The sequence below is a fragment of the Bacillus mycoides genome (assembly GCF_000832605.1).
GTDB classification, from domain to species: Bacteria; Bacillota; Bacilli; order Bacillales; family Bacillaceae_G; genus Bacillus_A; species Bacillus_A mycoides.
In genome coordinates this window covers 5,118,126-5,139,798 of the sequence record NZ_CP009692.1, presented here as the reverse complement: position 1 = coordinate 5,139,798, position 21,673 = coordinate 5,118,126, and the positions used below count along the sequence as shown (strand labels likewise).

Below are 21,673 nucleotides of genomic sequence, written 5' to 3'. Positions count from 1 at the left end.
CTGAAAGAAGGATCGGTAAATTATTCCAATCCAGATATATATGGATTGAAGTCTTTACAAGAAGGAAGTATACAATATTCTAATCCAGATATTTATGGTTTTAATTTTTCGGAAAAAAGAGATATAAATTATTCTAATCCAGATATTTATGGTTAAGAAGATATTGAAAAACCCCTTTCCAAACGGAAAGGGGTTTTTCAATATTTGTTCCTCAAAATTCTACAACACTTGAGAAAGAAATTAATTGAATTTTTAGTATATTAATAGTGAAAACATAATGCTAATATGAAACTACTCTTTTCAAAAATTTTTTATTAGGGGGAAGGTTATATGAAAAGAAAGAGTTTAGCGTTAGTGTTAGCGACAGGAATGGCAGTTACTACGTTCGGAGGGACAGGCTCTGCATTTGCGGATTCTAAAAATGTGCTCTCTACTAAGAAGTACAATGAGACGGTACAGTCACCTGAGTTTATTTCTGGTGATCTAACTGGAGCGACTGGTAAGAAAGCGGAATCTGTTGTATTTGATTACTTAAACGCGGCAAAAGGTGATTATAAGTTAGGGGAAAAGAGTGCGCAAGATTCTTTTAAAGTGAAACAAGTGAAAAAAGACGCTGTAACTGATTCAACAGTAGTACGTATGCAACAAGTTTACGAGGGAGTACCTGTATGGGGATCTACTCAAGTAGCTCACGTAAGTAAAGATGGTTCTTTAAAGGTATTGTCTGGAACAGTTGCGCCTGATTTAGACAAGAAGGAAAAGTTGAAAAATAAAAATAAGATTGAAGGCGCAAAAGCAATTGAAATCGCGCAACAAGATTTAGGAGTAACACCTAAATACGAAGTGGATCCAAAAGCGGATTTATATGTATATCAAAATGGTGAAGAAACGACATATGCATACGTTGTGAATTTAAACTTCTTAGAGCCCAATCCAGGAAACTATTACTATTTCATTGAAGCGGAAAGCGGTAAAGTGTTAAATAAATATAATAAACTTGATCATGTAACGAATGATGATAAGTCACCAGTTAAGCAAGATGCTCCTAAACAGGAAGCGAAAGCGGTTGTAAAGCCTGTAACAGGAACGAATAAAGTGGGAACTGGTAAAGGTGTATTAGGAGATACGAAATCGCTTAATACAACGTTATCTGGATCATCTTACTATTTACAAGATAATACGCGCGGAGCAACAATTTTCACATATGATGCGAAAAACCGCTCAACATTACCAGGAACATTATGGGCAGATGCAGATAATGTTTTCAATGCAGCGTATGATGCAGCGGCAGTAGATGCTCATTACTATGCAGGTAAAACATATGATTACTATAAAGCTACATTTAACAGAAACTCTATTAATGATGCAGGAGCACCATTAAAATCAACAGTTCATTACGGAAGTAAGTATAATAATGCATTCTGGAACGGCTCACAAATGGTATACGGAGATGGTGATGGTGTAACATTCACTTCATTATCTGGTGGCATTGATGTAATTGGCCATGAATTAACACATGCTGTTACGGAAAATAGCTCGGATTTAATTTATCAAAATGAATCAGGAGCGTTAAATGAAGCAATTTCTGATATTTTTGGTACTTTAGTAGAATTCTATGATAACCGTAACCCAGATTGGGAGATTGGTGAAGATATTTATACACCTGGTCAGGCGGGAGATGCACTTCGTTCTATGAGTGATCCAGCGAAATATGGTGACCCAGACCATTATTCTAAGCGTTACACTGGTTCAAGTGATAACGGTGGCGTTCATACAAACAGTGGTATTATTAACAAACAAGCTTATTTATTAGCAAATGGTGGTACGCATTCTGGTGTAACTGTAACTGGTATCGGTAAAGATAAATTAGGTGCGATTTACTACCGTGCAAATACACAGTATTTCACGCAATCTACTACATTTAGTCAAGCACGTGCTGGTGCAGTACAAGCTGCAGCTGATTTATATGGTGCTAGCTCTGCAGAAGTAGCAGCAGTTAAGCAATCATTTAGTGCTGTTGGTGTAAACTAAGGCTTTAAGGGATAGTTATTAATAAAATACCTCAAAAATAAAGAAGGAGCCTATGCTCCTTCTTTATTTTTTTCTCCATTTTTTCCACAAATAAAATAATCCAACACAACCTGCGATTGTAATAATCCATTTCGCTTCATTTGTTCCGTTAATGACATGATATGCAGAATATACTTCAATCAATAAAGCCGGTATTTTCCCTATTGTGCTGGCAATACTGAAAGAGAGTAATGACATTTTGCCTAGAGCTGCAAATAAAGTAACGATACTGGACGGAATGAAAGGAATAAAACGAAAAGATAGGACGAGTAGAAATGCCTCTCTGCCTTCTACGTAAAGAAGGCGTTCTACCTTTGGATACGTATTTACTTTATCGTGAGTGAACTTTTGAAGGCCTATACGATAAATATAAAACGAGATAATAGCCCCTAATGCCTCACCTGCGATCGAAATGATTGTGCCATTTGTTACACCGAAGAGCTGTATATTAATGGCGGTCAAAAAAATACTAGGGATAAAACCTAAAAGACTGATGATGATGTTGATTAAGATACTAAGTGGAATTGCGATTGAATAATAGTCTGTTAAGAAGTTTTGAATTGTTTCAGCCATTCTTTAAAATCCTTTATCTTTTTTTGCATTACACCATATTTACATTGTATAGGCAAGTGCAAATTTACATAATGTAGAAAACAGTTGATAGAAAGGGATTTGTATACCTTATATAGGTATTAGGTATATGAAAGTAGGGGTATATTTAGTTTGTTTAAAAAACACTCCATAAATCCTGTATTTAAAGGGTTTATAGAGTGTTTTGATTGGTGTTTTAGTCTGGGAAATAATTATAAAAACATGGGGGTATATTTTAAAAAGGGCGAAAAACAGTGATTTGATGAAAGGGGGGTGGAAAATATAGCAAAATGAATGAGGATTTTAAAACTGTATACATTTTTTCTTTGTGAAATTGACTTTTAGTGGAGTTACGATAATAATCATGGAAGAGGTGATACGATGAAACGATTAAGTAGTCTTTTCTTGAGTGGTTTATTGGCACTAATGCTGATTTTAAGTGGATGTGCAGGAAAAGAACAAAAAACAGAAAAACCAAAAGAGGATCATTCTACATCAGTAGAAAAAATTAGTGATAATATTTTAGATGAAATGGAAGGGCCACCTAAAAATGGTCATACGATTGAAAGGCATGTAGGCAAATCAGAAGAGGATTTGAAGAATCGTTTGAAGACAGATAAAGTTTCAGCGGCAAGTACATACTATGATAAGGAAACAGCGACAAAGGCTGTGAAAGATAGTTTAAAACAACATGATAAAGAAATTCAGGATTGGTTGAAAAACTCTAAAGAGGCTCGTCTTGTATTGAATACAACTCATTCATTCCCAGTTGGAAAAACAGTAATAAAGAAAAATATGAATGTAAAAGACAAACTAGTAAAGACTGTTACTGTTTTAGCGAGAGATAAATCAGGAAATCTAGGATTTAAGATTATTACTTCTTATCCATCAGATAAATAAAGGGGGGAGTATATATGTATCCAACATTACAATACTTTCTTAAATCGTACTGTACGTTAAGTATTCATGAGGGTGAAATAGTAAGCGTAATGGAAGAGTTTATAGAGCAAGAGGACGAAGAGATTGTTTTGAAATTACGCGATGAATTAGTAAATATGAAGAAAAAGAACGCGTGGGAAGAAGCGTGCGTATTAGCTGCGAAGCAAGGCAATCGTGTGTGGTCTTTAGAAGAAACGAAAGATCATCTGGAAATTTTTTTACTATTATTGCAAAAGAAAAAGGCGTGAGTAGATCACGCCTTTTTGTATACGCTTTTTGAAATTTGTCCGTTTGATATTATCTCATTGTTTTGGGGCACTTTTATATACGCTTTTTGAAATTTGTCCATTTGAGAGTACTTCACCGTTTTGTGTTACTTTTTTATACGTAACCGCTGTTATTTTATCACCAGTATTACTAATTACTTGAGAAGAAACTTCAACATTTTTACCAGTATTTGTACCGAAAATACGTGTAGTAATACTACCGCCATTTGAAAATGCTTGAATGTAAATATGCTTACCTGTATTGTTTTTAAATTTTAAATCCGGACCATAATCTGCCACTGCTGCATCCTGCCCAAGTGGTAAATAATTTACGGGCATAGAATGATTGCTTCGAGAAACAATTCCTAAATCTGCCCTTAAAGCTGCGCTGTATAAAGTACTACTTACTTGGCAAACGCCTCCGCCTGCACTTTGTATAACTTTACCTTGTGAATATACTGCTGCGGATTTATAACCATGTGCAGCATCAGTTACGCCAACACGGCCATTAAAACTAAACGTTTCATCAGGTGCTACAATAACTCCACTTAACGTATTAGCTGACTTATTTACGTTATAGGATTGATTTCCATTACGGCCAGCCATTGGGGTAGAATATTCAGCAATCACTTCTTTAATCCCCATTTGTTGTATATCTTCTGTAGAACGTTCAGGTTTTATTAGTGTAACTGGTAATACAACATCGGGTGTGCCAGAAGTAATAGCTGCGCTTGTTAAATCGGTTAATTTTCCTTTATCAATTTTTTCTCCATTTTGACTTTGGCTAATATTTACTGTAGAGCCTTCAACACTTAATTCGGCGTTGACAGGATTTTTTAATGTTTCATTATATTTATCCTTTATAAAGGTTTCATAAGTTGTTGTATTTAATTGTGGTGTTAATTTATAGTCACGTTTTACTTCACCGTTTTCAGCTTGCTTACGCATGTTGTAACGATTCATTACGTTCCCTTCTTGTTCTTTAAAGATATTGTCGACAATATCCTTCTCTTTATAATCTACTCCTAAATCTTTCCACGTGTAATTTTGCTTATCATTTTGGAATACGTAGTTAAGAGATTTTTGATTTAATTCATTCATCTTTTGATTAACAAGGGCTTGAATATCTGCTTTATTTTTTCCATCAAGAGAAATACCTTCAAATGTAGTGTTTGGTAGTGCAGTTGTATTTAGTTGATTATTTAATTTGGATACATATTGATATCCACCAATACCACCAACACAAAGTAATATGCCACCAGCAATAGCGGAACCAATCAGTATTTTGCTTAGCTTCATTTATTTCCCCCCAGAAAAATTTTTATAAATATATGTATTACATTTTTTGTATAAAAATGATGAAAATAACATTATGTACGTCCTAGTATACTATTATTTTCACTACGTGTGTAATGTTTTCATAAAAAATGTTACACTGCTGTAATAATTGTCTCTTTTTGTCACAATATGCATGAGAAATATGTTGAAAATTATAATAAAAAGGCTGCTTAGAAAAATCTAGCAGCCTTTTTATTATAATTTTTTATGCTCATTTTTATTCGTAACACCGAGATGTTCTTGAAGTGTTGTCGATATATCATTAACACTCTTTTCGTTTGGAACGTAATAATAAATACCACCTATATATTTATCAGTACCTTCCACTTGCAATTTATCCATTTTTAAATTTGAATCCATTGAATTTTTTGCAATAGTCATCATATCATCAAAAGTTAAATTTGTTTTTAAGTCTGTATCGACAGCATCTAATAGGCTTCCGATTTTATTAATGGAATTGAGAGATAGGGCTTTTTCAGCAATAGCCTCTAAAACAAGTTGTTGTCGTTGACCACGCATATAATCACTATCAATATGACGCGTTCTAGCTAGTGCAAGTGCTTCTTCTCCATTTAAATGTTGACGCCCTTTTTTTAGGTGAATTGCATCTGCTTCGTCGCTACTATTTTGTTCTGTGAACTCAACTGGAACGTCGACAGTTATACCACCTAGAGAATCAACAATCTTGATAAAGGATTTGAAATTAAATTTTACATAGTAATCAACTGGTACATCTAAAAATTTTTCTACTGTATCAATTGTGCTGTCTACACCACCAAATACATGTGCATGTGTAATTTTATCATATTTATCACGTGATTTAATGAAGACGCGTGAATCACGTGGAATGCTGACTAGTTTAACAGATTTATCATTTTTATTAATTGTTGCAAGTAGTAATGCATCTGTACGAGTCGCTTTTCCGTAACCTTTTTCCCTGATATCACTTTCATCAACACCCATGATCAGGACAGAAATATTATCAGTCATAGGTTTAACAGCTTTTTCACGTTTGCTGGATTTATCTCCTCGGCCGAGTTCAGAATAAGCGTTGCTTAAGACGGATTTTGCTTTACTGTATATATGGAAGGAATAGCCTCCTGCTCCCATTGCTACAATAAGTAAGGGAATAAGAATGAACCAAAGTAGGCGCTTTTTCTTTGAGCGTCCTTTTTTGGCTCGAGTTTCGTTGTTAATGTCGGATTTCATCATTTTTTCTCCTTTAAAACAATCAAAGTGTATACATTTAGAAGCGTATTAAAACACATAAAAAATATTTTACGCTAAATAAAAGGTATTGTACATGTATAAAAAATAGATGTATTGATTATTTATAAGACATCTATTCGTTATTGTATACAAAAGACAGGGATAAGAAAATGATAAAATTTTACCTAATTAAAGCATAATACTTACAATAATCGCAGATAAAATACTAACAAGAGTAGCGCCGTATAGTAATTTTAGGCCGAAGCGGGCAACAACATTTCCTTGTTCTTCGTTTAACCCTTTTACCGCACCGGAAATAATTCCAATGGAAGAAAAGTTGGCAAAAGAAACGAGGAAGACAGAAATAATACCAACTGTACGGATAGAGAGAGTGCTGGAAATTTTACTAAGATCCATCATTGCTACAAATTCATTTGTTACAAGCTTTGTTGCCATAATGCTACCCGCTGTGACAATTTCAGAACTTGGTACGCCGATAAGAAATGCAATAGGGGCGAATACATAGCCTATTAATTGTTGGAAAGTAATGCCGAATATAATGAGGAATAGGTCATTAATGCAACTCATTAATGCGACGAATCCAATGAGCATAGCACCGACGACAATTGCTACACGAAAACCATCAAGAATGTATTCTCCAAGCATTTCAAAGAAACTTTGTCTTTCCCCTTTTATTACCAAAATGTCTTCATCATCGTTAACGTCGTAAGGGTTAATAATGAGTACGATAATAAAACCACTAAATAAATTGAGAACGAGTGCGGTTACTACATATTTTGGTTCAATCATTGTCATATAGGCACCGACAATGGACATAGATACTGTTGACATAGCAGAGGCGCAAAGTGTATATAGTCGATGTTTTGGAATTTGGGCTAATTGTTTTTTAACCGTAATAAAAACTTCTGATTGGCCGACAATAGCGGAAGCGATGGCGTTGTAAGATTCTAATTTCCCAAGACCGTTTATTTTACTAAGAAAGAAACCAATCCAACGAATAAAGAATGGTAGTATTTTGAAATGTTGTAATATACCAATTAAGACGGAGATAAAGACAATCGGTAATAATACGTTAAGGAAAAATGGCATTTCCCCTTTATTTGCAAGACCGCCAAATACAAAGTTTATACCACTGGCAGCATACTCAAGTAGCCTCGTAAACAGGCTAGAAATTACCGTAATAAGTATGAGACCAATTTCTGTATTTAATAATAAATAGGTTAAAATTAATTGTATAATAAGCATGATAAAAATTGGTTTAAATTTAATATGTTTCTTATTGTTGCTAGCAATATAAGCAAGGAAGAAAACAACGATAAGTCCCGCGAAAAAAGTAATAAATTTCATAGTAAGCCCCCTAAAAGAGATATTCTGCTATATATGTTTTTCATTTCAAGGGAGAATATGCATCTTTGGTAAAGAAAGGAATAGAGAGAGCATGAATATATGTAGAGTGCACCACGTTGCAATTATTTGTTCGAATTATGAACTGTCAAAGGATTTTTATACTCGGATATTAGGTTTTAAAGCGATAAATGAAGTATATAGAAAAGAACGAGATTCTTATAAGTTAGATTTATGTGTAGGGGAAGAGTATCAAATTGAATTATTTTCATTTCCTAGTCCACCTGAGCGCCCAAGTTTTCCAGAAGCAGCTGGACTTAGACATTTAGCATTTGCTGTTACAAATATAGAAGAAGCTGTAAACCATTTAAAACAATGCGGTGTGGAGACTGAAGCAATACGTATGGATGAAATTACGGATAAAAAATTTGTCTTTTTCCAAGATCCTGATGGCTTGCCTTTAGAATTGTATGAGGCTTGAAATTGGTGAATTTTATATAGGGTTGCTTTCAAATAAATGAAGAAACTAAAGTGAAACTTCTTTTTTAAAGGAGGTGTAACTTTAGCTAAGAAAGCTAAAGGACATATGTGGATATTTTAAAATTACTGATGGTAGCCATCCTTATTGCGTTAACAGCATTTTTTGTGGCTGTTGAGTTTGCAATTATTAAGGTGCGTAGCAGTCGTATTGATCAACTCGTTAGTGAAAAACGACGAGGAGCATTGGCAGCTAAAAAAGTAACTTCGAATTTAGATGAGTATTTATCAGCATGTCAGTTAGGTATTACAATTACTGCTTTAGGGCTTGGGTGGTTAGGAGAGCCCACTATAAAACATATACTCGAGCCGTTGTTTTTAAAACTACACCTATCTCCTGCAATTGCAAGTACAGTTTCATTTATTATTGCCTTTGCAGTTATTACGTTTTTACATGTTGTCATTGGTGAACTTGCTCCGAAGACGCTCGCTATACAAAGGGCAGAGCAAGTTAGCTTATTATTATCGAAGCCAATTATTTACTTTTACCGAGTAATGTATCCGTTTATTTGGGCTTTAAATGGTTCTGCAAGGCTTGTAACAGGGTTATTCGGATTACATCCGGCTTCTGAACATGAAGTAGCTCATTCGGAGGAAGAATTACGATTAATCTTATCTGAGAGTTATGAGAGTGGAGAGATTAATCAAAGGGAATTTAAATATGTAAATAATATTTTTGAATTCGATAATAGAGTCGCAAAGGAAATTATGGTACCTCGTACGGAAGTTGTAGGTTTATATGAGGACGAACCATTTGAAACACATATTAAAATAATCGCACAAGAAAAGTACACGAGATATCCCGTATTTGGTGAAGATAAAGATGAAATTATTGGGATGGTTAATGTAAAGGATTTATTTATTCGTTATATGGATGGTAATCGAGAAGAGGGGTGCTCGATTACGCCATATACAAGGCCAGTTATTGAAGTGTTAGAAAATATCCCTATTCATGATTTGCTATTACAAATGCAAAGAAAACGAATTCCATTAGCTGTATTATATGATGAATATGGTGGTACAGCGGGGATCGTTACACTAGAAGATATTTTAGAAGAAATTGTTGGAGAAATCCGAGATGAATACGATGAAGATGAGCATCCACCTATAGAACATATAAGTGAAGTGTGTAAAATTGTAGAGGGGAAAGTGCTTATTAGCGAAGTAAATGATTTATTTGGCATACATTTGGTCGCTGATGATGTTGATACAATTGGTGGTTGGATTATGGTACAAAAACAGATCGTTGCTGAGGGGGATATTATTGAGAAACACGGCTTTTCTTTTAAAGTTCTTGAAAAGGATATGCATCAAATTAAGCGAGTTGAAATAAAGAAAGTAGAAGAATGAATGGATTTTCTATTATATAAACTTTAATAAAAAGTATATATAGAAAAATAAATGTTTGCGCTTTCAAAAAAGGTGCTATATAGTGAAAGTGGATACTGAAGAATTCATTTAATGATACTCGTATTTTATAGGGCGAATTCTTTAGATAAGGATTTAGAATGAAAAGTATAGGTGATGAAAAATGATAGCAACGAAGGATATACGTATAGAAAAAGATTTTTTAGGTGAAAAGGAAGTACCGAGTGTAGCTTATTATGGTGTACAAACATTACGTGCCGTAGAAAACTTTCCTATTACAGGATACCGCATTCATCCGTCACTCATTACGGCAATGGCAATTGTAAAAAAAGCGGCAGCGCTTGCGAATATAGATACAGGTTACTTAGCTAAAGATATCGGACAAGAAATTGCAGAAGCGGCACAAGAGATTGTTGATGGAAAGTTCCATGATCAATTTATCGTAGACCCGATTCAAGGCGGAGCAGGTACTTCAATTAATATGAATACTAATGAAGTAATTGCTAATAGAGCGCTAGAACGTATGGGATACGAAAAAGGTGAATATGCGAAAATTAGCCCAAACACTCATGTGAACATGGCCCAATCAACAAATGATGCGTTTCCAACTGGGATTCATATAGCAACTCTTATGATGCTGGAAGAACTTCTTGTTACAATGGAAGAACTTCACTCTGCTTTTCATGATAAAGCAAAAGAGTTCGATCACGTTATTAAAATGGGGCGTACGCATTTGCAAGATGCAGTTCCAATTCGCCTTGGACAAGAATTTGAAGCATATAGCAGAGTGCTAGAGCGTGATATAAAAAGAATTAAACAGTCTCGTCAACATTTATACGAAGTTAATATGGGTGCGACAGCTGTCGGTACGGGATTAAATGCAAACCCTACTTATATAGAACAAGTTGTGAAGCATTTACGAACTTTTAGTGGTTTCCCTCTTGTTGGTGCAGAGCACTTAGTTGATGCGACGCAAAACACAGATGCATATACAGAAGTATCTGCAGCACTAAAAGTATGTATGATGAATATGTCTAAAATTGCAAATGACCTTCGTATTATGGCGTCTGGTCCACGTGTTGGGTTGGCGGAAATTCAATTACCAGCTCGTCAACCAGGTTCATCTATTATGCCGGGGAAAGTAAATCCAGTTATGGCAGAAGTAATTAACCAAGTTGCTTTCCAAGTAATTGGAAATGACCATACAATTTGCTTAGCGTCAGAAGCTGGACAATTAGAGTTAAATGTAATGGAGCCGGTATTAGTATTTAATTTAATTCAATCCATCAGTATTATGAATAACGGTTTCCGTGTATTCCGTGAATACTGTATAAAGGGAATTACAGCGAATGAAGAGTTGCTTAAGCAATATGTTGAAAAAAGTGTTGGAGTTATTACAGCAGTGAATCCTCATATTGGTTATGAAGCAGCTTCTCGCATTGCACGTGAAGCAATTGCGACAGGAAAATCTGTTAGGGAGCTATGTTTAGAACATGGTGTACTTACAGCAGAAGAGCTTGATATTATTTTGGATCCATACGAAATGACGCATCCTGAAATTGCTGGTGCTTCTTTATTAAAGACTAAAAAAATGTAATGTAAAAAGCACCGATCCATTTGGATCGGTGCTTTTTTTTAGAAGATATTAAATACAGAGTTAAGTTGAAGTAAGCTAATAATAGCTAAGAAGATTAAACTATATTTCATTACTATTTTAAATAGAGCAGATTCTTGACCAACTAGTCCAACTGCTGCACAAGCAACTGCTACAGATTGTGGTGAAACCATTTTTGCGATTGTACCACCAACTACGTTTAATGAAACGAGAGTAGATGGTACGATGTTTAACTGATCGGCAGTTACTGCTTGAAGTGGTGCGAATAATGAACCACTTGATACGACTGAACCTGTAATGAATACGCCAATCCATCCTAAGATTGGAGAAAGAACTGGGAATGCATTACCAGTAGAAGAGAATGCAAGTCCAAGTGTAGATGACATACCAGAGTAGTTTTCTACGTAAGCTAAAGCGATAACGCTACAAATTGTATATACTGGAACTTTTAGTTCTTTTATTGTTTCGATCATTAATTCTTTAATCATTTTGCCGTTTACACGGTAGACGATAAGTGAAACGATGATTGCTAATACAATCGCAGTAGTTGTAGAAGAGAATACATCTAGTTTGAAAATCGCTGCGAAAGGTGTATCAGCCTTTGTAATTGGTGCAGTTTTCATAACCGCATTATGAAGACCAGGGAATTGAATGTTAAATACTAAGTTTGCCAATGGACCATCCGGAGCAAATAAAGCTTTAATTGGTTTTAAATTAAAGATTGTTACAAATGCAGTTAAGAATACGAATGGGGACCAAGCATATAAAATTTGATTGAATGTATGAGATTCTTTTTCTTCTTGTTTTTCTTCTTTAGCAGAAGATTTTGGTTGCCAAACACGTAAGAATAATGTAAGAGCGACCATACTTACGACTGCTGCGAAAATATTAGTAAGTTCAGCGCCTAAGAAGTAAGTCACAAGGAACTGAGTAATTGCGAAAGAAACACCACTTACAAGAATACCTTGCCAAGTTTCTTTAATGCCTTTAAATCCATCTACCATTGAAACAAGTAAGAACGGTAAAACAATGCTAATGAATGGCAAAATGTAAACAGCTTGACGACCGACAGTTAATGCATCTAGCCCAGTTAATTGTGCAGGTACTGTAACTGGAATACCCATAGCACCCATAGCACCACCAGCGATATTAGCTACTAAGCAAATACCTGCTGCTTTTAATGGATTAAAGCCCATACCTACAAGTAATGCAGCTGTAATAGCAACTGGAACACCGAAACCAGCTGCGCCTTCTAAGAAAGCACCGAAAGAATAAGCGATTAATAATACTTGTAAACGCTGATCATTTGTAATACTTGAAATGCTATCACGAATGACATTGAATTGTTCTGTTTTAACAGTTAATTTGTAAAGGAAGATAGCTGCGATAACGATAGTACAAATTGGATAAAATCCAGATAAAACACCGAATCCGGCAGATGCTACAGCTACAGTTGCGGGCATTTTATAAACAAATATAGCAAGAATAATAGCGACGATCACACTATAAAGCCCAGCCATGTAACCTTTCATTTTGAATCCCACTAAACAAATAATGAAGCAAAAAATTGGGAGTGCTGCGATTAGTGCAGATAACCAAATATTGTTTAATGGGTCATAAATTTGTGTCCAAGTACTCATAATAATGACAACTCCTATCTATTATATGTGAAGAAATTCACATTATTTGTGAAACTATTCACAATCAACTTACATGCTTAGTATATTCTCCTTCAACACTATTGTCAACGTGAAAAAGTATAATTATTCCATAATAGTATTAAAAGTAACATTTTGTTCATAAAGTAGACAAAAAGCGTAATCAAATTAATTTGATTACGCTTCTATAAATTATTTACATATTCTTTCATTTTTTCATATGTCATTGGTCCTACATGCTTATATTGAATGACACCGTTTGTATCGATGACAAAAGATGTTGGAATGCTGATGATTTGATATGTGGCACTTGCCTGGCCTTTCTGATCTAATAGGACGGGGAAGGTATATTTGTTTTCTTCAAGAAATTGTTTTACATTATTCGGGTCTTTTTCAGTAGCTGTCGCATTTACAGCAACAATTTCAATCCCCATATCTTTAGTATCGTGATAAAACTTTTCCATATCAGGCATTTCTATTTTGCATGGACCACACCAGCTTGCCCAAAAATTCAATATTACTTTTTTTCCTTTATAGTCTGTAAGACGAACTTCTTGACCAGTGGTTGTTTCCAGAAGGAAATCGAGGGCAGCATTGCCAACTTCAGTTCCAATGGGGATGTTTGATTTTGAAGCTATATCTTCTTTTTTGTATAGGAAGTGATTGATAATGGTCCAGCCAACCGCAATGCTAATTAACGCAAAAATAAACCATTTTTTAATATTACATCATCCTCCTTACTTAAATTTCCTTTTTATCGTAACAAAGTGGTTAAATATGGTCAAATTACTTTACGATAGGTTATCAATTATGGACGATATTTTACAATATCATTACTGTACATTTCAGTAAGGTGAAAATATAACAAAAAGCCTGATAAAACAACGTTTGTAAGCAAAGTATTGCTAGCCCTTTGTTTTGCTTTTTTATTGTATCATATAGTATAATATTCAAAATCAGGTGGGATTTTTTCTTGAACTGTGTGCTGATAAAAGTCGGAAAATTTTCTCAGCATTATAGGTTGATAAAGTTATGTCGTAACAGGAAATATAAGAACAGATATATAAATAAATAAAGAGAAAATAAAAAATGAAAATGAGGGGAATTTTATGAACCAAAACCAATTTGACTGTCGTATTTCAGAAGAAGACGTACAGATGTTAAGAGCATTAGCTCATCCACTTCGTCTACGTTTAGTAATGGAACTGATGCAGCGTGGAACATGTAATGTAACACAATTACAAGAGGTATTAGAAATTCCGCAATCAACTGTTTCGCAGCATTTAACGAAATTAAAACAAAATAAAGTAGTACGCTTTGAGAGACGCGGGTTAGAGGTGTACTATCAAATTCATAACGATAAAGTAAGTGAAGTAGTAAAAACATTATTTTCTTAATTTTTGAATATTATGGAAAGAAGACGTGTGAAATATACGTCTTTTTTTATTTGGAAAGGATCTAATAATAGGAAGATTTGAGAGCGTATATATTAGCGCGTTAGAAAGAAACAAACTATCGGTTGAAGTGCTAAATTGACGGAATATATTCTGAAGGGATATGAAAAGATAGAAAGGAGTGTTGTAAGCCAAAGGAGGAATAATATAATGGATGTAAAACGTGTGAAACAGATATTATCTTCTTCAAGTAGAATTGATGTTACATACGAGGGAGTCCCCGTATGGATTGAGAGCTGTGATGAGCAGAAGGGTAGTGCTCAAGTGTATGACGTATCCAACCCAGGAGAGAGCGTTCACGTGGATGTCACGGCTTTAGAAGAGATGTAATAGAAAAGACGCTTCTAATTTTAGAAGCGTCTTTTTGTGTGTTATTCCATCATACTTGCAACTTTTTTAGAGAAGAGAAGAAGTACAAAGCCTAAGATGATAACGATAATACCGATACTTGCAAATACTTCAAGGTATCCTAATGATTGTGTAAAGGAAGCAAGTTTACCTGCTAACCAGTTAGCCATACCCGTACCAGCTAACCATACCCCCATTAGTAATGATGCTAATTTTACAGGAGCGATTGCACTTACCATTGATAGACCGATTGGTGATAAGAATAGCTCACCAATTGTATGGAAGAGATAAGTGATAACGATGAATAATAAATTTGCTTTTACAGTTATATCTGCTTCACTACTTCCAGTTTTTAGAACTGCTAATGTTAAAACAAGATAACCTATACCTAGTAAAATCATACCAAATGCCATTTTTGTTGGCACTTTTAAATCACCGCGTTTTGTTTTAGAAAGTTTTAACCATAGCATAGATACAAATGGTGCAAGTAGTACGATGAATGCTGGGTTAACGGATTGGAACCAAGATGTTGGCACTTCCCAACCGAAAATTGTACGATCAACAAATTTATTTGTATAAAGTGTTAGAGAACTACCAGCTTGTTCAAATCCTGCCCAGAAGAATACTACGAAACAAGTTAAAATTACAATTGCCCAAGTACGATTTTTCTCTTGTTTTGTTAAAGGTTTCTTTTCGACTACAGGCTGATTTTTTGATCTTTTACCGACAACTGTTGTTCCTGCTTTACCAAGGTAACGAGGAGCTAATAAGTTGAAAACAATTTGTCCAATAATCATACCGATACAAGCTGCTAAGAATCCGTATTTATATCCCATAACAATAACGCCATTAGCGCTTGTTTTAAAGAAATCTTCTGCTAAAAATCCACAAATAAGTGGAGCGAAGAAAGCACCTACGTTAATACCCATATAGAAGATAGTAAATGCACTGTCACGACGTGAATCATTTTCACCATACAATTCACCTAACAGTGTAGAAATATTTGGTTTGAAGAATCCATTACCAATAACTAATAGTATTAATCCAAGGAATAGTCCTGTTTTTGTATTCATTGAGAATAGTACAAAGTTGCCGATTGCCATAATAATTCCGCCGAGAGTAATGGCATGACGTCTTGTAATATAATGATCCGTTAGCCATCCGCCTATAATTGGCATGAAATATACTGCCGCTGTAAAAGTACCATATAATTGCACTGCGACTGCCTTATCAAATCCTAACCCGCCACTAACAGCAGCAGTTGTTAAATAAAGAACTAAAAGGCCGCGCATTCCATAATAACTAAATCTTTCCCACATTTCTGTTAAGAACAACAAATATAATCCTGGTGGATGTTTTTTTGGTGATTGTTGTTCTCCAGCTTTGTCTAATTTTAAAGCTGTATCCATTTTTGTTTCCCCCTAATCCTGTATAACGGATATTTATGTAATTATTTTAATTCACAAAATATTTAGAAGTCAATAGAATTATATGGAAATAGCAAGAAAATTTATGAAAAAATCTATTTTTCTTCAACCGTTATTATATTTTTCCCTGAAAACAAGATAATAAGCGTTTTCAAATGTAGTAATTGAATTCTAAAATAAAGTAAAATAGTGATAAATCAGAAAATTTAGATTAAAATGTTTATTCTGATATAGAGAAAATATACTATATTTACTTTTATAATATAACATATCGGGAATAAAAATACAAAATGAAATAATGTGACACTTCAGTGAAATGAAAAAACCAGCTCCATAAAAGAGGGAGCTGGTTACAATGAAATTATTTAACAAAGCGTTTTTCAATGTCGTCTAGTAGTAAGTTAGCAGCCATTACACCGCCAGCTGTATTCCAAATAACGTCGTCAACTTTGTATGCTTTTCCGTTCTTTACTGCATTTAAGTTTTTAAAGAGAGGGTCGTTTATATATTCTTTTTCTAGTTCAGAACCTTTTTTCTCATTGCCTTTATCGAATGTGAAGTAGAATAATACATCGCCATCCATTGCCGAAATACGCTCTTTAGATACGTTACGTTCTGCGAAATCATCTTTGTTTTGATCTCCAGGACGTTTAAATCCAAGTTCTTTTAAAATAACACCAGAGAATGTATCGCCATGATAAATACGAACATCACCAGGCATAAAGCGTACCATAGAAATTTCTTGATTTACTGTATCACCAAGTTTGCCTTTTAAATCTTCCATACGTTTTCCGTAATCAGCTAAAACTTTTTGACCTTCTTTTTCCTTATTTAAAGCTTTTGCATAAAATTTGAAGTTATCTTTCCATTCACCACGTAATGTTTCCGAGAAAACAGTAGGTGCAATAGCTTTTAATTGCTCATACACTTTTTCGTGGCGCATTTTGTTACCGATAATTAAGTCTGGTTTTAAAGAAGCGATAGTTTCAACGTTAACTTGTCCTTCGTCGCCAACAACTTTTACATCTTTCATTTTATCCTTAATATGCGGATACCATGGGTCACCCGTCCAAGACTTTACAGCCCCAACTGGTTTTACACCTAATTCGAGTAAAGCTTCAGTTCCTTCATTAGTTAAAATAACTACACGCTTTGGATTGGCAGGAACTTCTGTTTTACCCATTGCGTGCTCAACCGTAATCATTTCTTTTTTATTATCTTCTTTTGTTGATTCTTCTTTGTTATTTGATTTTCCACAAGCACTTAAAAGAAGTGAAAAAGCTAGTAAAAATACAAATACTGTAAACGATTTCTTTTGCATGAAATTCATTATGTACCCCCTGCATGTTGAGAATATTTTTCAATAGCAAGCATGATATTAAGCCTTTATCTTTGGATTGTCAATATATATTACTGAAAATAATTCTCATTATCGTTGACAATGAGAATTAAGTTGAAATACACTTACAACGTATCATTATACATTGAAGGGGAAACGCTGCATGTTATTAAAAACAAATCAAGCAAAATGGATTGGATTACTTGTTGGAATCATTGCAGTCGTTATTTGTATTTGGGGAAGCATTATTTTCGGATATACAAATACGAGCTGGAAATTAGCTTTAGATGCTTTTTTCCATTTTAATGGTTCAAATGAGCATATTATTATTCAAAATGTGCGTCTACCAAGGGCGTTAATTGCAGCAAGTGTTGGTGCTAGTTTAGCCATTGCAGGTTGTTTAATGCAAACTTTAACAAAGAATCCGCTTGCTTCTCCAGATTTTATTGGATTAAATTCAGGCGCTGCGTTCTTTATAGTTGTAGCAATTGTACTCTTTTCCGTGACATCATTATCAGCTTTCACATGGATTGCCTTTTTAGGAGCGGCAGTTGCAGCAGTACTTGTATTTGCCTCTAGTTCTTTAGGAAAAGAAGGGACAACGCCTCTTAAGTTAACATTAGCAGGTGTAGCGATAAGCGCTTTATTTTCATCATTAACACAAGGGTTACTTGTATTAAATGAAAAAGCATTTGAAGAAGTGTTATTTTGGCTTGCCGGATCTGTGCAAGGAAGAAAGTTAGAGATTTTACAATCAGTATTCCCGTATTTATTAATAGGCTGGATTGCATCTTTTATGATGGCAGGGAAAGTAAATACATTAATGATGGGGGAAGATGTTGCAAAGGGGCTCGGACAACGAACGATTTTAATGAAATCATTCGTGTTACTTATTATTGTACTGTTGTCTGGTGGTTCAGTTGCGGTTGCTGGTCCAATTGGATTTATTGGCATCGTTACTCCTCATTTCGCAAGAGCTCTTGTTGGGGTAGATCACAGATGGAGAGTACCCTATAGCGGATTGTTAGGTGCAATACTATTAATCTTGGCTGATATAGCAGCAAGATATGTCATTATGCCACAAGAAGTACCAGTAGGGGTTATGACAGCATTTATCGGGGCCCCATTCTTTATTTATATTGCACGTAAGAGAGGGCTTAGCAAATGAAGAAGTATATTCCGTTTCGTATTGGAAAAGGCGAGCTCTCGTTTTTAATGTATAAACGAGCTTGTCTCGTCTTATTGAGTTTACTAGTTGTTTTAATAGGATTATTTTTTGCGAGTGCAGGTATGGGGGATATGAAAATTGCTCCTTATGATGTATGGCAAGCGATTACCGGAAATGGTGATGCGATGTCAAATATGGTTGTAAATAAATTTCGTATGCCGCGTATTTTAATTGCTATCCTCGTAGGAATTGCGCTTGCGGTAGCGGGCTGTATTTTACAAGGGCTCGTTCGAAACCCACTTGCTTCTCCTGATATCATCGGAATTACGGGCGGGGCAAGTGTTGCAGTTGTACTCTTTTTAGCTATATTTAGTGATAAAAACAATGCGTTAACAGTAAGCATTCATTATATGCCGCTAGCAGCTTTTGCTGGGGCAACAATTGTAGCGTTTTTTGTATATTTATTTGCCTGGAAAAATGATGGATTATCACCGATTAGTCTTGTTTTAATTGGTGTTGGATTTTGGGCATTAACGAAAGCAGCAACAACTTTATTTATGTTGTTAGCACCAATTTATCAAGCAAGTCAAGCGAATGTATGGATCACAGGTACTGTTTATGGCTCTTCGTGGCAAAATGTTATGGTACTTGCGCCGTGGGTTCTCATTTTAACGACAATATCATTTATCGCTGCGAGACATTTAAATGCACAAGAGCTAGGGGATGATATAGCAGTGGGACTTGGTGTTCCTTTAACGAAGTCGCGTGTATTTATGTTGTTACTTAGTACAGCTTTAATTGGCGGGGCAGTTGCCTTTGCAGGAGGAATTGGATTTGTTGGTTTAATGGCACCTCATATTTCGCGAAGATTAGTTGGTTCTTTCTACGGTGCATTGCTCCCAGTTGCGGCGATTATCGGTGCAATTCTAGTACTCGCTGCAGATTTAATTGGGCGTACAGTTTTCACACCACTTGAAATTCCAGCAGGGGTATTTACATCAGCAATTGGTGCACCTTATTTTATTTATTTACTTTATAAAAGTCGGAATTCATAAAGGGAGATGAATATGCAAAAAGCATTGGAGACGAAACGCTTGACGCTGTCGTATGGTGAAACGATTATTATTGATGAGCTGAATTTAGAAATTCCAAAAGGGGAAATTACAATCTTCATCGGTTCTAACGGTTGTGGGAAATCAACTTTATTACGTTCACTAGCTAGATTATTAAAGCCAACAACCGGTGACATTTTGTTAGATAATCAAGCAATTCAAAGTATGCAAACGAAGCAAATCGCTCGTCAAATGGCGATTTTACCGCAAGGGCCACAAGCACCGGAAGGACTTACGGTATTACAACTTGTAAAGCAAGGACGTTATCCATATCAAACATGGCTGAAGCAATGGTCCGAAAAAGATGAGGAAATGGTACAAAAAGCGCTTGCTGCAACGGGTATGACAGAATTTGCTGAGCGTGATGTTCATGCCCTTTCAGGTGGACAACGTCAACGTGCTTGGATTGCAATGACCCTTGCACAAGATACAGATATTATTTTGCTTGATGAGCCGACTACATATTTAGATATGACGCACCAAATTGAAGTGTTAGATTTATTATTCGAATTAAATGAAACAGAGCAAAGAACGATTGTTATGGTATTGCACGATTTAAATTTGGCATGTCGTTATGCAGACAACATTGTAGCTATTCAAGATAAACAAATATATGCGCAAGGTAAACCAGAAGAAGTTATTGACCAGAAGTTAGTTCGGGATGTATTCCGTATGGAGTGTCAAATAAGCGCTGATCCGTTATTTGGGACACCGCTCTGTATCCCGCATGGAAGAGGAAGACGTGTACTTAAAGAGGCTGTTCAGGCGATGAGATAACGAAAAAAGACGATGAGGATTCATCGTCTTTTTTACCCCGCATTAACGGGCAGTAAGATCCCCATCTCAAAATCCAGCGAAAGCAAAGAAGCTGGTTGGGGGATCAACTGCCCGTAAAAGCCCGATTGGTGCGGGCTAATAATCAGTGGGGGATGAACATCCCCCACTGATTAAAGTTTCACTTTATTTTCGGCAAGAAAATAATAGAAAAAGGGGAATACGTAAACGTCGTTCATATTCTTCTTCATCTTGAAAACAGTTTCGATTTGGTGTAGCTTCTTTTAAGCTTGTAATCGTAAATCCGGCTTGTTGTAATAATGTAAAATATTCTTCCGTAGTCCGGTGATATTTAATAACTTCTTGATCAATCCATGGCTCAACTCGTTTTCCTGTTTCGAAATAATCATCGACGAGCCAACTAGTTCTTTTACCACTCGTTTGCAAGCTTTCAAATGAAGAGGTAATAACGGGATGTTGAACGCTAAAGGTGAAGGTTCCGTTTGTTTTTAAAGTTTGAAACACATTTTGAAAAATGATATCAAGGTGTTCAATATAATGTAAGGCGAGTCTAGATGTTACTAAATCAAAAGTAGAAGGAGGGTATGTGTAGTCTTTGAGGTTTAAAAAATGAACGGTGCCATTTTTATTTTCTAGTTGTTTTTTAGCTTTTTCATACATAAGCTCGGAGTCTTCAATACCAGTGTAAGAGTGGCATCCATGTTCTAATAATTTTTCGCCGAATTTAGCATCACCACAACCTAAATCGAGGATTTGTTTTCCTGTTACATTGCCAATGAGCTGAAAGAATGCTGGTTTTTCAAGGGATTCGTTTGGACTATTTTCTCGATATCTTCGCTGCATATATTGCTCTAAAAACGATTCGTTATTATATACATCAGATTCAGTAAATGCCATTTTAAAAGCCTCCTAAATATTTTTTTAATTCTATCAAATATGAAAAGTAAATGATAGATTTCTTGTAATGAATCATTTATAATTTAAAATTGTAAGCGGTTTCTTTAAACTATTTTTCTATAATAAATTCTGAAAACGTGTTAAGCTAGTAGAGGGATTATTAGAACTATTAAGATA

The 21,673-nt window shown here is 35.1% G+C and carries 20 protein-coding genes; 11 read left to right on the top strand and 9 right to left on the bottom strand.

What is annotated here, in order from left to right:
- Positions 1 to 330 precede the first annotated feature (330 nt).
- Positions 331 to 2,031: a M4 family metallopeptidase gene (locus tag BG05_RS28165; RefSeq protein WP_002186923.1), complete on the top strand. Its 1,701-nt coding sequence runs from the start codon at positions 331 to 333 to the stop codon at positions 2,029 to 2,031.
- Between the two features lie 63 nt (positions 2,032 to 2,094).
- Here BG05_RS28165 and BG05_RS28160 read toward each other — a convergent pair whose 3' ends face one another.
- Positions 2,095 to 2,643, bottom strand: coding sequence for a TVP38/TMEM64 family protein (locus BG05_RS28160; RefSeq protein WP_002125156.1), 549 nt, complete (start codon positions 2,641 to 2,643; stop codon positions 2,095 to 2,097).
- Between the two features lie 399 nt (positions 2,644 to 3,042).
- On the opposite strand from BG05_RS28160, the gene BG05_RS28155 reads away from it, so the two are divergent.
- Together BG05_RS28155 and BG05_RS28150 are read left to right on the top strand one after the other, a co-directional pair.
- The gene (locus BG05_RS28155; RefSeq protein ID WP_003187360.1) at positions 3,043 to 3,561 is read left to right on the top strand and encodes an RNase A-like domain-containing lipoprotein; all 519 of its coding nucleotides are present in this window, start codon (positions 3,043 to 3,045) and stop codon (positions 3,559 to 3,561) included.
- 14 nt (positions 3,562 to 3,575) lie between these two features.
- Positions 3,576 to 3,848, top strand: coding sequence for a hypothetical protein (locus BG05_RS28150; protein WP_033733778.1), 273 nt, complete (start codon positions 3,576 to 3,578; stop codon positions 3,846 to 3,848).
- Positions 3,849 to 3,902: 54 nt separating this feature from the next.
- Here BG05_RS28150 and BG05_RS28145 read toward each other — a convergent pair whose 3' ends face one another.
- From BG05_RS28145 to BG05_RS28135, 3 genes are all read right to left on the bottom strand, one after another.
- Complete coding sequence (locus BG05_RS28145; protein WP_002010475.1) at positions 3,903 to 5,165, bottom strand: VanW family protein; 1,263 nt, start codon at positions 5,163 to 5,165, stop codon at positions 3,903 to 3,905.
- Positions 5,166 to 5,399: 234 nt separating this feature from the next.
- Positions 5,400 to 6,416 carry an LCP family glycopolymer transferase gene (locus BG05_RS28140; RefSeq protein ID WP_002029713.1) on the bottom strand — a complete coding sequence of 339 codons (1,017 nt, stop codon included), beginning with the start codon at positions 6,414 to 6,416 and terminating at the stop codon, positions 5,400 to 5,402.
- A 186-nt stretch (positions 6,417 to 6,602) separates the two neighbouring features.
- Complete coding sequence (locus tag BG05_RS28135) at positions 6,603 to 7,781, bottom strand: NupC/NupG family nucleoside CNT transporter (protein ID WP_003187355.1); 1,179 nt, start codon at positions 7,779 to 7,781, stop codon at positions 6,603 to 6,605.
- 91 nt (positions 7,782 to 7,872) lie between these two features.
- Between BG05_RS28135 and gloA2 the strand changes: the two genes are divergently transcribed.
- From gloA2 to aspA, 3 genes are all read left to right on the top strand, one after another.
- Positions 7,873 to 8,259: an SMU1112c/YaeR family gloxylase I-like metalloprotein gene (gloA2, locus tag BG05_RS28130; protein ID WP_001017670.1), complete on the top strand. Its 387-nt coding sequence runs from the start codon at positions 7,873 to 7,875 to the stop codon at positions 8,257 to 8,259.
- A 107-nt stretch (positions 8,260 to 8,366) separates the two neighbouring features.
- Positions 8,367 to 9,665 (top strand): hemolysin family protein, encoded by a 1,299-nt coding sequence (locus BG05_RS28125; protein WP_002125161.1) that lies wholly within the window; start codon positions 8,367 to 8,369, stop codon positions 9,663 to 9,665.
- A 181-nt stretch (positions 9,666 to 9,846) separates the two neighbouring features.
- Complete coding sequence (gene aspA, locus BG05_RS28120; RefSeq protein ID WP_002029742.1) at positions 9,847 to 11,280, top strand: aspartate ammonia-lyase; 1,434 nt, start codon at positions 9,847 to 9,849, stop codon at positions 11,278 to 11,280.
- A 38-nt stretch (positions 11,281 to 11,318) separates the two neighbouring features.
- On the opposite strand, the gene BG05_RS28115 is transcribed toward aspA, so the two are convergent.
- On the bottom strand, positions 11,319 to 12,938 hold the full coding sequence (locus BG05_RS28115) for a lactate permease LctP family transporter (protein WP_002029741.1): 1,620 nt from the start codon (positions 12,936 to 12,938) through the stop codon (positions 11,319 to 11,321).
- A gap of 203 nt (positions 12,939 to 13,141) precedes the next feature.
- Positions 13,142 to 13,531, bottom strand: a complete 390-nt coding sequence (locus BG05_RS28110) for a TlpA disulfide reductase family protein (RefSeq protein WP_206772149.1) — start codon at positions 13,529 to 13,531, stop codon at positions 13,142 to 13,144.
- Between the two features lie 534 nt (positions 13,532 to 14,065).
- Here BG05_RS28110 and BG05_RS28105 point away from each other — a divergent pair.
- Both BG05_RS28105 and BG05_RS28100 read left to right on the top strand, forming a co-directional pair.
- Positions 14,066 to 14,353: an ArsR/SmtB family transcription factor gene (locus BG05_RS28105; protein ID WP_001075217.1), complete on the top strand. Its 288-nt coding sequence runs from the start codon at positions 14,066 to 14,068 to the stop codon at positions 14,351 to 14,353.
- A 207-nt stretch (positions 14,354 to 14,560) separates the two neighbouring features.
- On the top strand, positions 14,561 to 14,740 hold the full coding sequence (locus tag BG05_RS28100; protein WP_002010492.1) for an acid-soluble spore protein H: 180 nt from the start codon (positions 14,561 to 14,563) through the stop codon (positions 14,738 to 14,740).
- Positions 14,741 to 14,781: 41 nt separating this feature from the next.
- Here BG05_RS28100 and BG05_RS28095 read toward each other — a convergent pair whose 3' ends face one another.
- Both BG05_RS28095 and BG05_RS28090 read right to left on the bottom strand, forming a co-directional pair.
- Positions 14,782 to 16,167, bottom strand: coding sequence for a peptide MFS transporter (locus tag BG05_RS28095; protein WP_003187347.1), 1,386 nt, complete (start codon positions 16,165 to 16,167; stop codon positions 14,782 to 14,784).
- Positions 16,168 to 16,546: 379 nt separating this feature from the next.
- A complete protein-coding gene (locus BG05_RS28090; RefSeq protein ID WP_002125165.1) occupies positions 16,547 to 17,515 on the bottom strand; it encodes an ABC transporter substrate-binding protein in 969 nt (322 codons plus the stop codon).
- Positions 17,516 to 17,687: 172 nt separating this feature from the next.
- Between BG05_RS28090 and BG05_RS28085 the strand changes: the two genes are divergently transcribed.
- The 3 genes from BG05_RS28085 to BG05_RS28075 are packed head-to-tail and all read left to right on the top strand — an operon-like array spanning position 17,688 to position 20,581.
- The gene (locus BG05_RS28085; RefSeq protein ID WP_002029732.1) at positions 17,688 to 18,692 is read left to right on the top strand and encodes a FecCD family ABC transporter permease; all 1,005 of its coding nucleotides are present in this window, start codon (positions 17,688 to 17,690) and stop codon (positions 18,690 to 18,692) included.
- Positions 18,689 to 19,747 (top strand): FecCD family ABC transporter permease, encoded by a 1,059-nt coding sequence (locus tag BG05_RS28080; protein ID WP_002125167.1) that lies wholly within the window; start codon positions 18,689 to 18,691, stop codon positions 19,745 to 19,747. Before BG05_RS28085 ends, BG05_RS28080 begins: the two co-directional genes overlap by 4 nt.
- 12 nt (positions 19,748 to 19,759) lie before the next feature.
- Positions 19,760 to 20,581 (top strand): ABC transporter ATP-binding protein, encoded by an 822-nt coding sequence (locus BG05_RS28075; RefSeq protein ID WP_002167083.1) that lies wholly within the window; start codon positions 19,760 to 19,762, stop codon positions 20,579 to 20,581.
- Between the two features lie 183 nt (positions 20,582 to 20,764).
- Here the strand turns inward: BG05_RS28075 and BG05_RS28070 are convergent, their stop codons facing one another.
- Complete coding sequence (locus BG05_RS28070) at positions 20,765 to 21,496, bottom strand: class I SAM-dependent methyltransferase (RefSeq protein WP_003187341.1); 732 nt, start codon at positions 21,494 to 21,496, stop codon at positions 20,765 to 20,767.
- Between the last annotated feature and the right edge of the window lie 177 nt (positions 21,497 to 21,673).

Coding starts and splice junctions, on each gene's coding strand:
- BG05_RS28150 (WP_033733778.1), top strand. CDS start 3,576: ATGTATCCAACATTACAATACTTTCTTAAATCGTACTGTACGTTAAGT.
- BG05_RS28135 (WP_003187355.1), bottom strand. CDS start 7,781: ATGAAATTTATTACTTTTTTCGCGGGACTTATCGTTGTTTTCTTCCTT.
- BG05_RS28090 (WP_002125165.1), bottom strand. CDS start 17,515: ATGAATTTCATGCAAAAGAAATCGTTTACAGTATTTGTATTTTTACTA.
- BG05_RS28075 (WP_002167083.1), top strand. CDS start 19,760: ATGCAAAAAGCATTGGAGACGAAACGCTTGACGCTGTCGTATGGTGAA.
- BG05_RS28160 (WP_002125156.1), bottom strand. CDS start 2,643: ATGGCTGAAACAATTCAAAACTTCTTAACAGACTATTATTCAATCGCA.
- BG05_RS28070 (WP_003187341.1), bottom strand. CDS start 21,496: ATGGCATTTACTGAATCTGATGTATATAATAACGAATCGTTTTTAGAG.
- BG05_RS28100 (WP_002010492.1), top strand. CDS start 14,561: ATGGATGTAAAACGTGTGAAACAGATATTATCTTCTTCAAGTAGAATT.
- BG05_RS28155 (WP_003187360.1), top strand. CDS start 3,043: ATGAAACGATTAAGTAGTCTTTTCTTGAGTGGTTTATTGGCACTAATG.
- BG05_RS28105 (WP_001075217.1), top strand. CDS start 14,066: ATGAACCAAAACCAATTTGACTGTCGTATTTCAGAAGAAGACGTACAG.
- BG05_RS28080 (WP_002125167.1), top strand. CDS start 18,689: ATGAAGAAGTATATTCCGTTTCGTATTGGAAAAGGCGAGCTCTCGTTT.
- BG05_RS28140 (WP_002029713.1), bottom strand. CDS start 6,416: ATGATGAAATCCGACATTAACAACGAAACTCGAGCCAAAAAAGGACGC.
- BG05_RS28095 (WP_003187347.1), bottom strand. CDS start 16,167: ATGGATACAGCTTTAAAATTAGACAAAGCTGGAGAACAACAATCACCA.
- BG05_RS28115 (WP_002029741.1), bottom strand. CDS start 12,938: ATGAGTACTTGGACACAAATTTATGACCCATTAAACAATATTTGGTTA.
- BG05_RS28165 (WP_002186923.1), top strand. CDS start 331: ATGAAAAGAAAGAGTTTAGCGTTAGTGTTAGCGACAGGAATGGCAGTT.
- gloA2 (WP_001017670.1), top strand. CDS start 7,873: ATGAATATATGTAGAGTGCACCACGTTGCAATTATTTGTTCGAATTAT.
- BG05_RS28145 (WP_002010475.1), bottom strand. CDS start 5,165: ATGAAGCTAAGCAAAATACTGATTGGTTCCGCTATTGCTGGTGGCATA.
- aspA (WP_002029742.1), top strand. CDS start 9,847: ATGATAGCAACGAAGGATATACGTATAGAAAAAGATTTTTTAGGTGAA.
- BG05_RS28085 (WP_002029732.1), top strand. CDS start 17,688: ATGTTATTAAAAACAAATCAAGCAAAATGGATTGGATTACTTGTTGGA.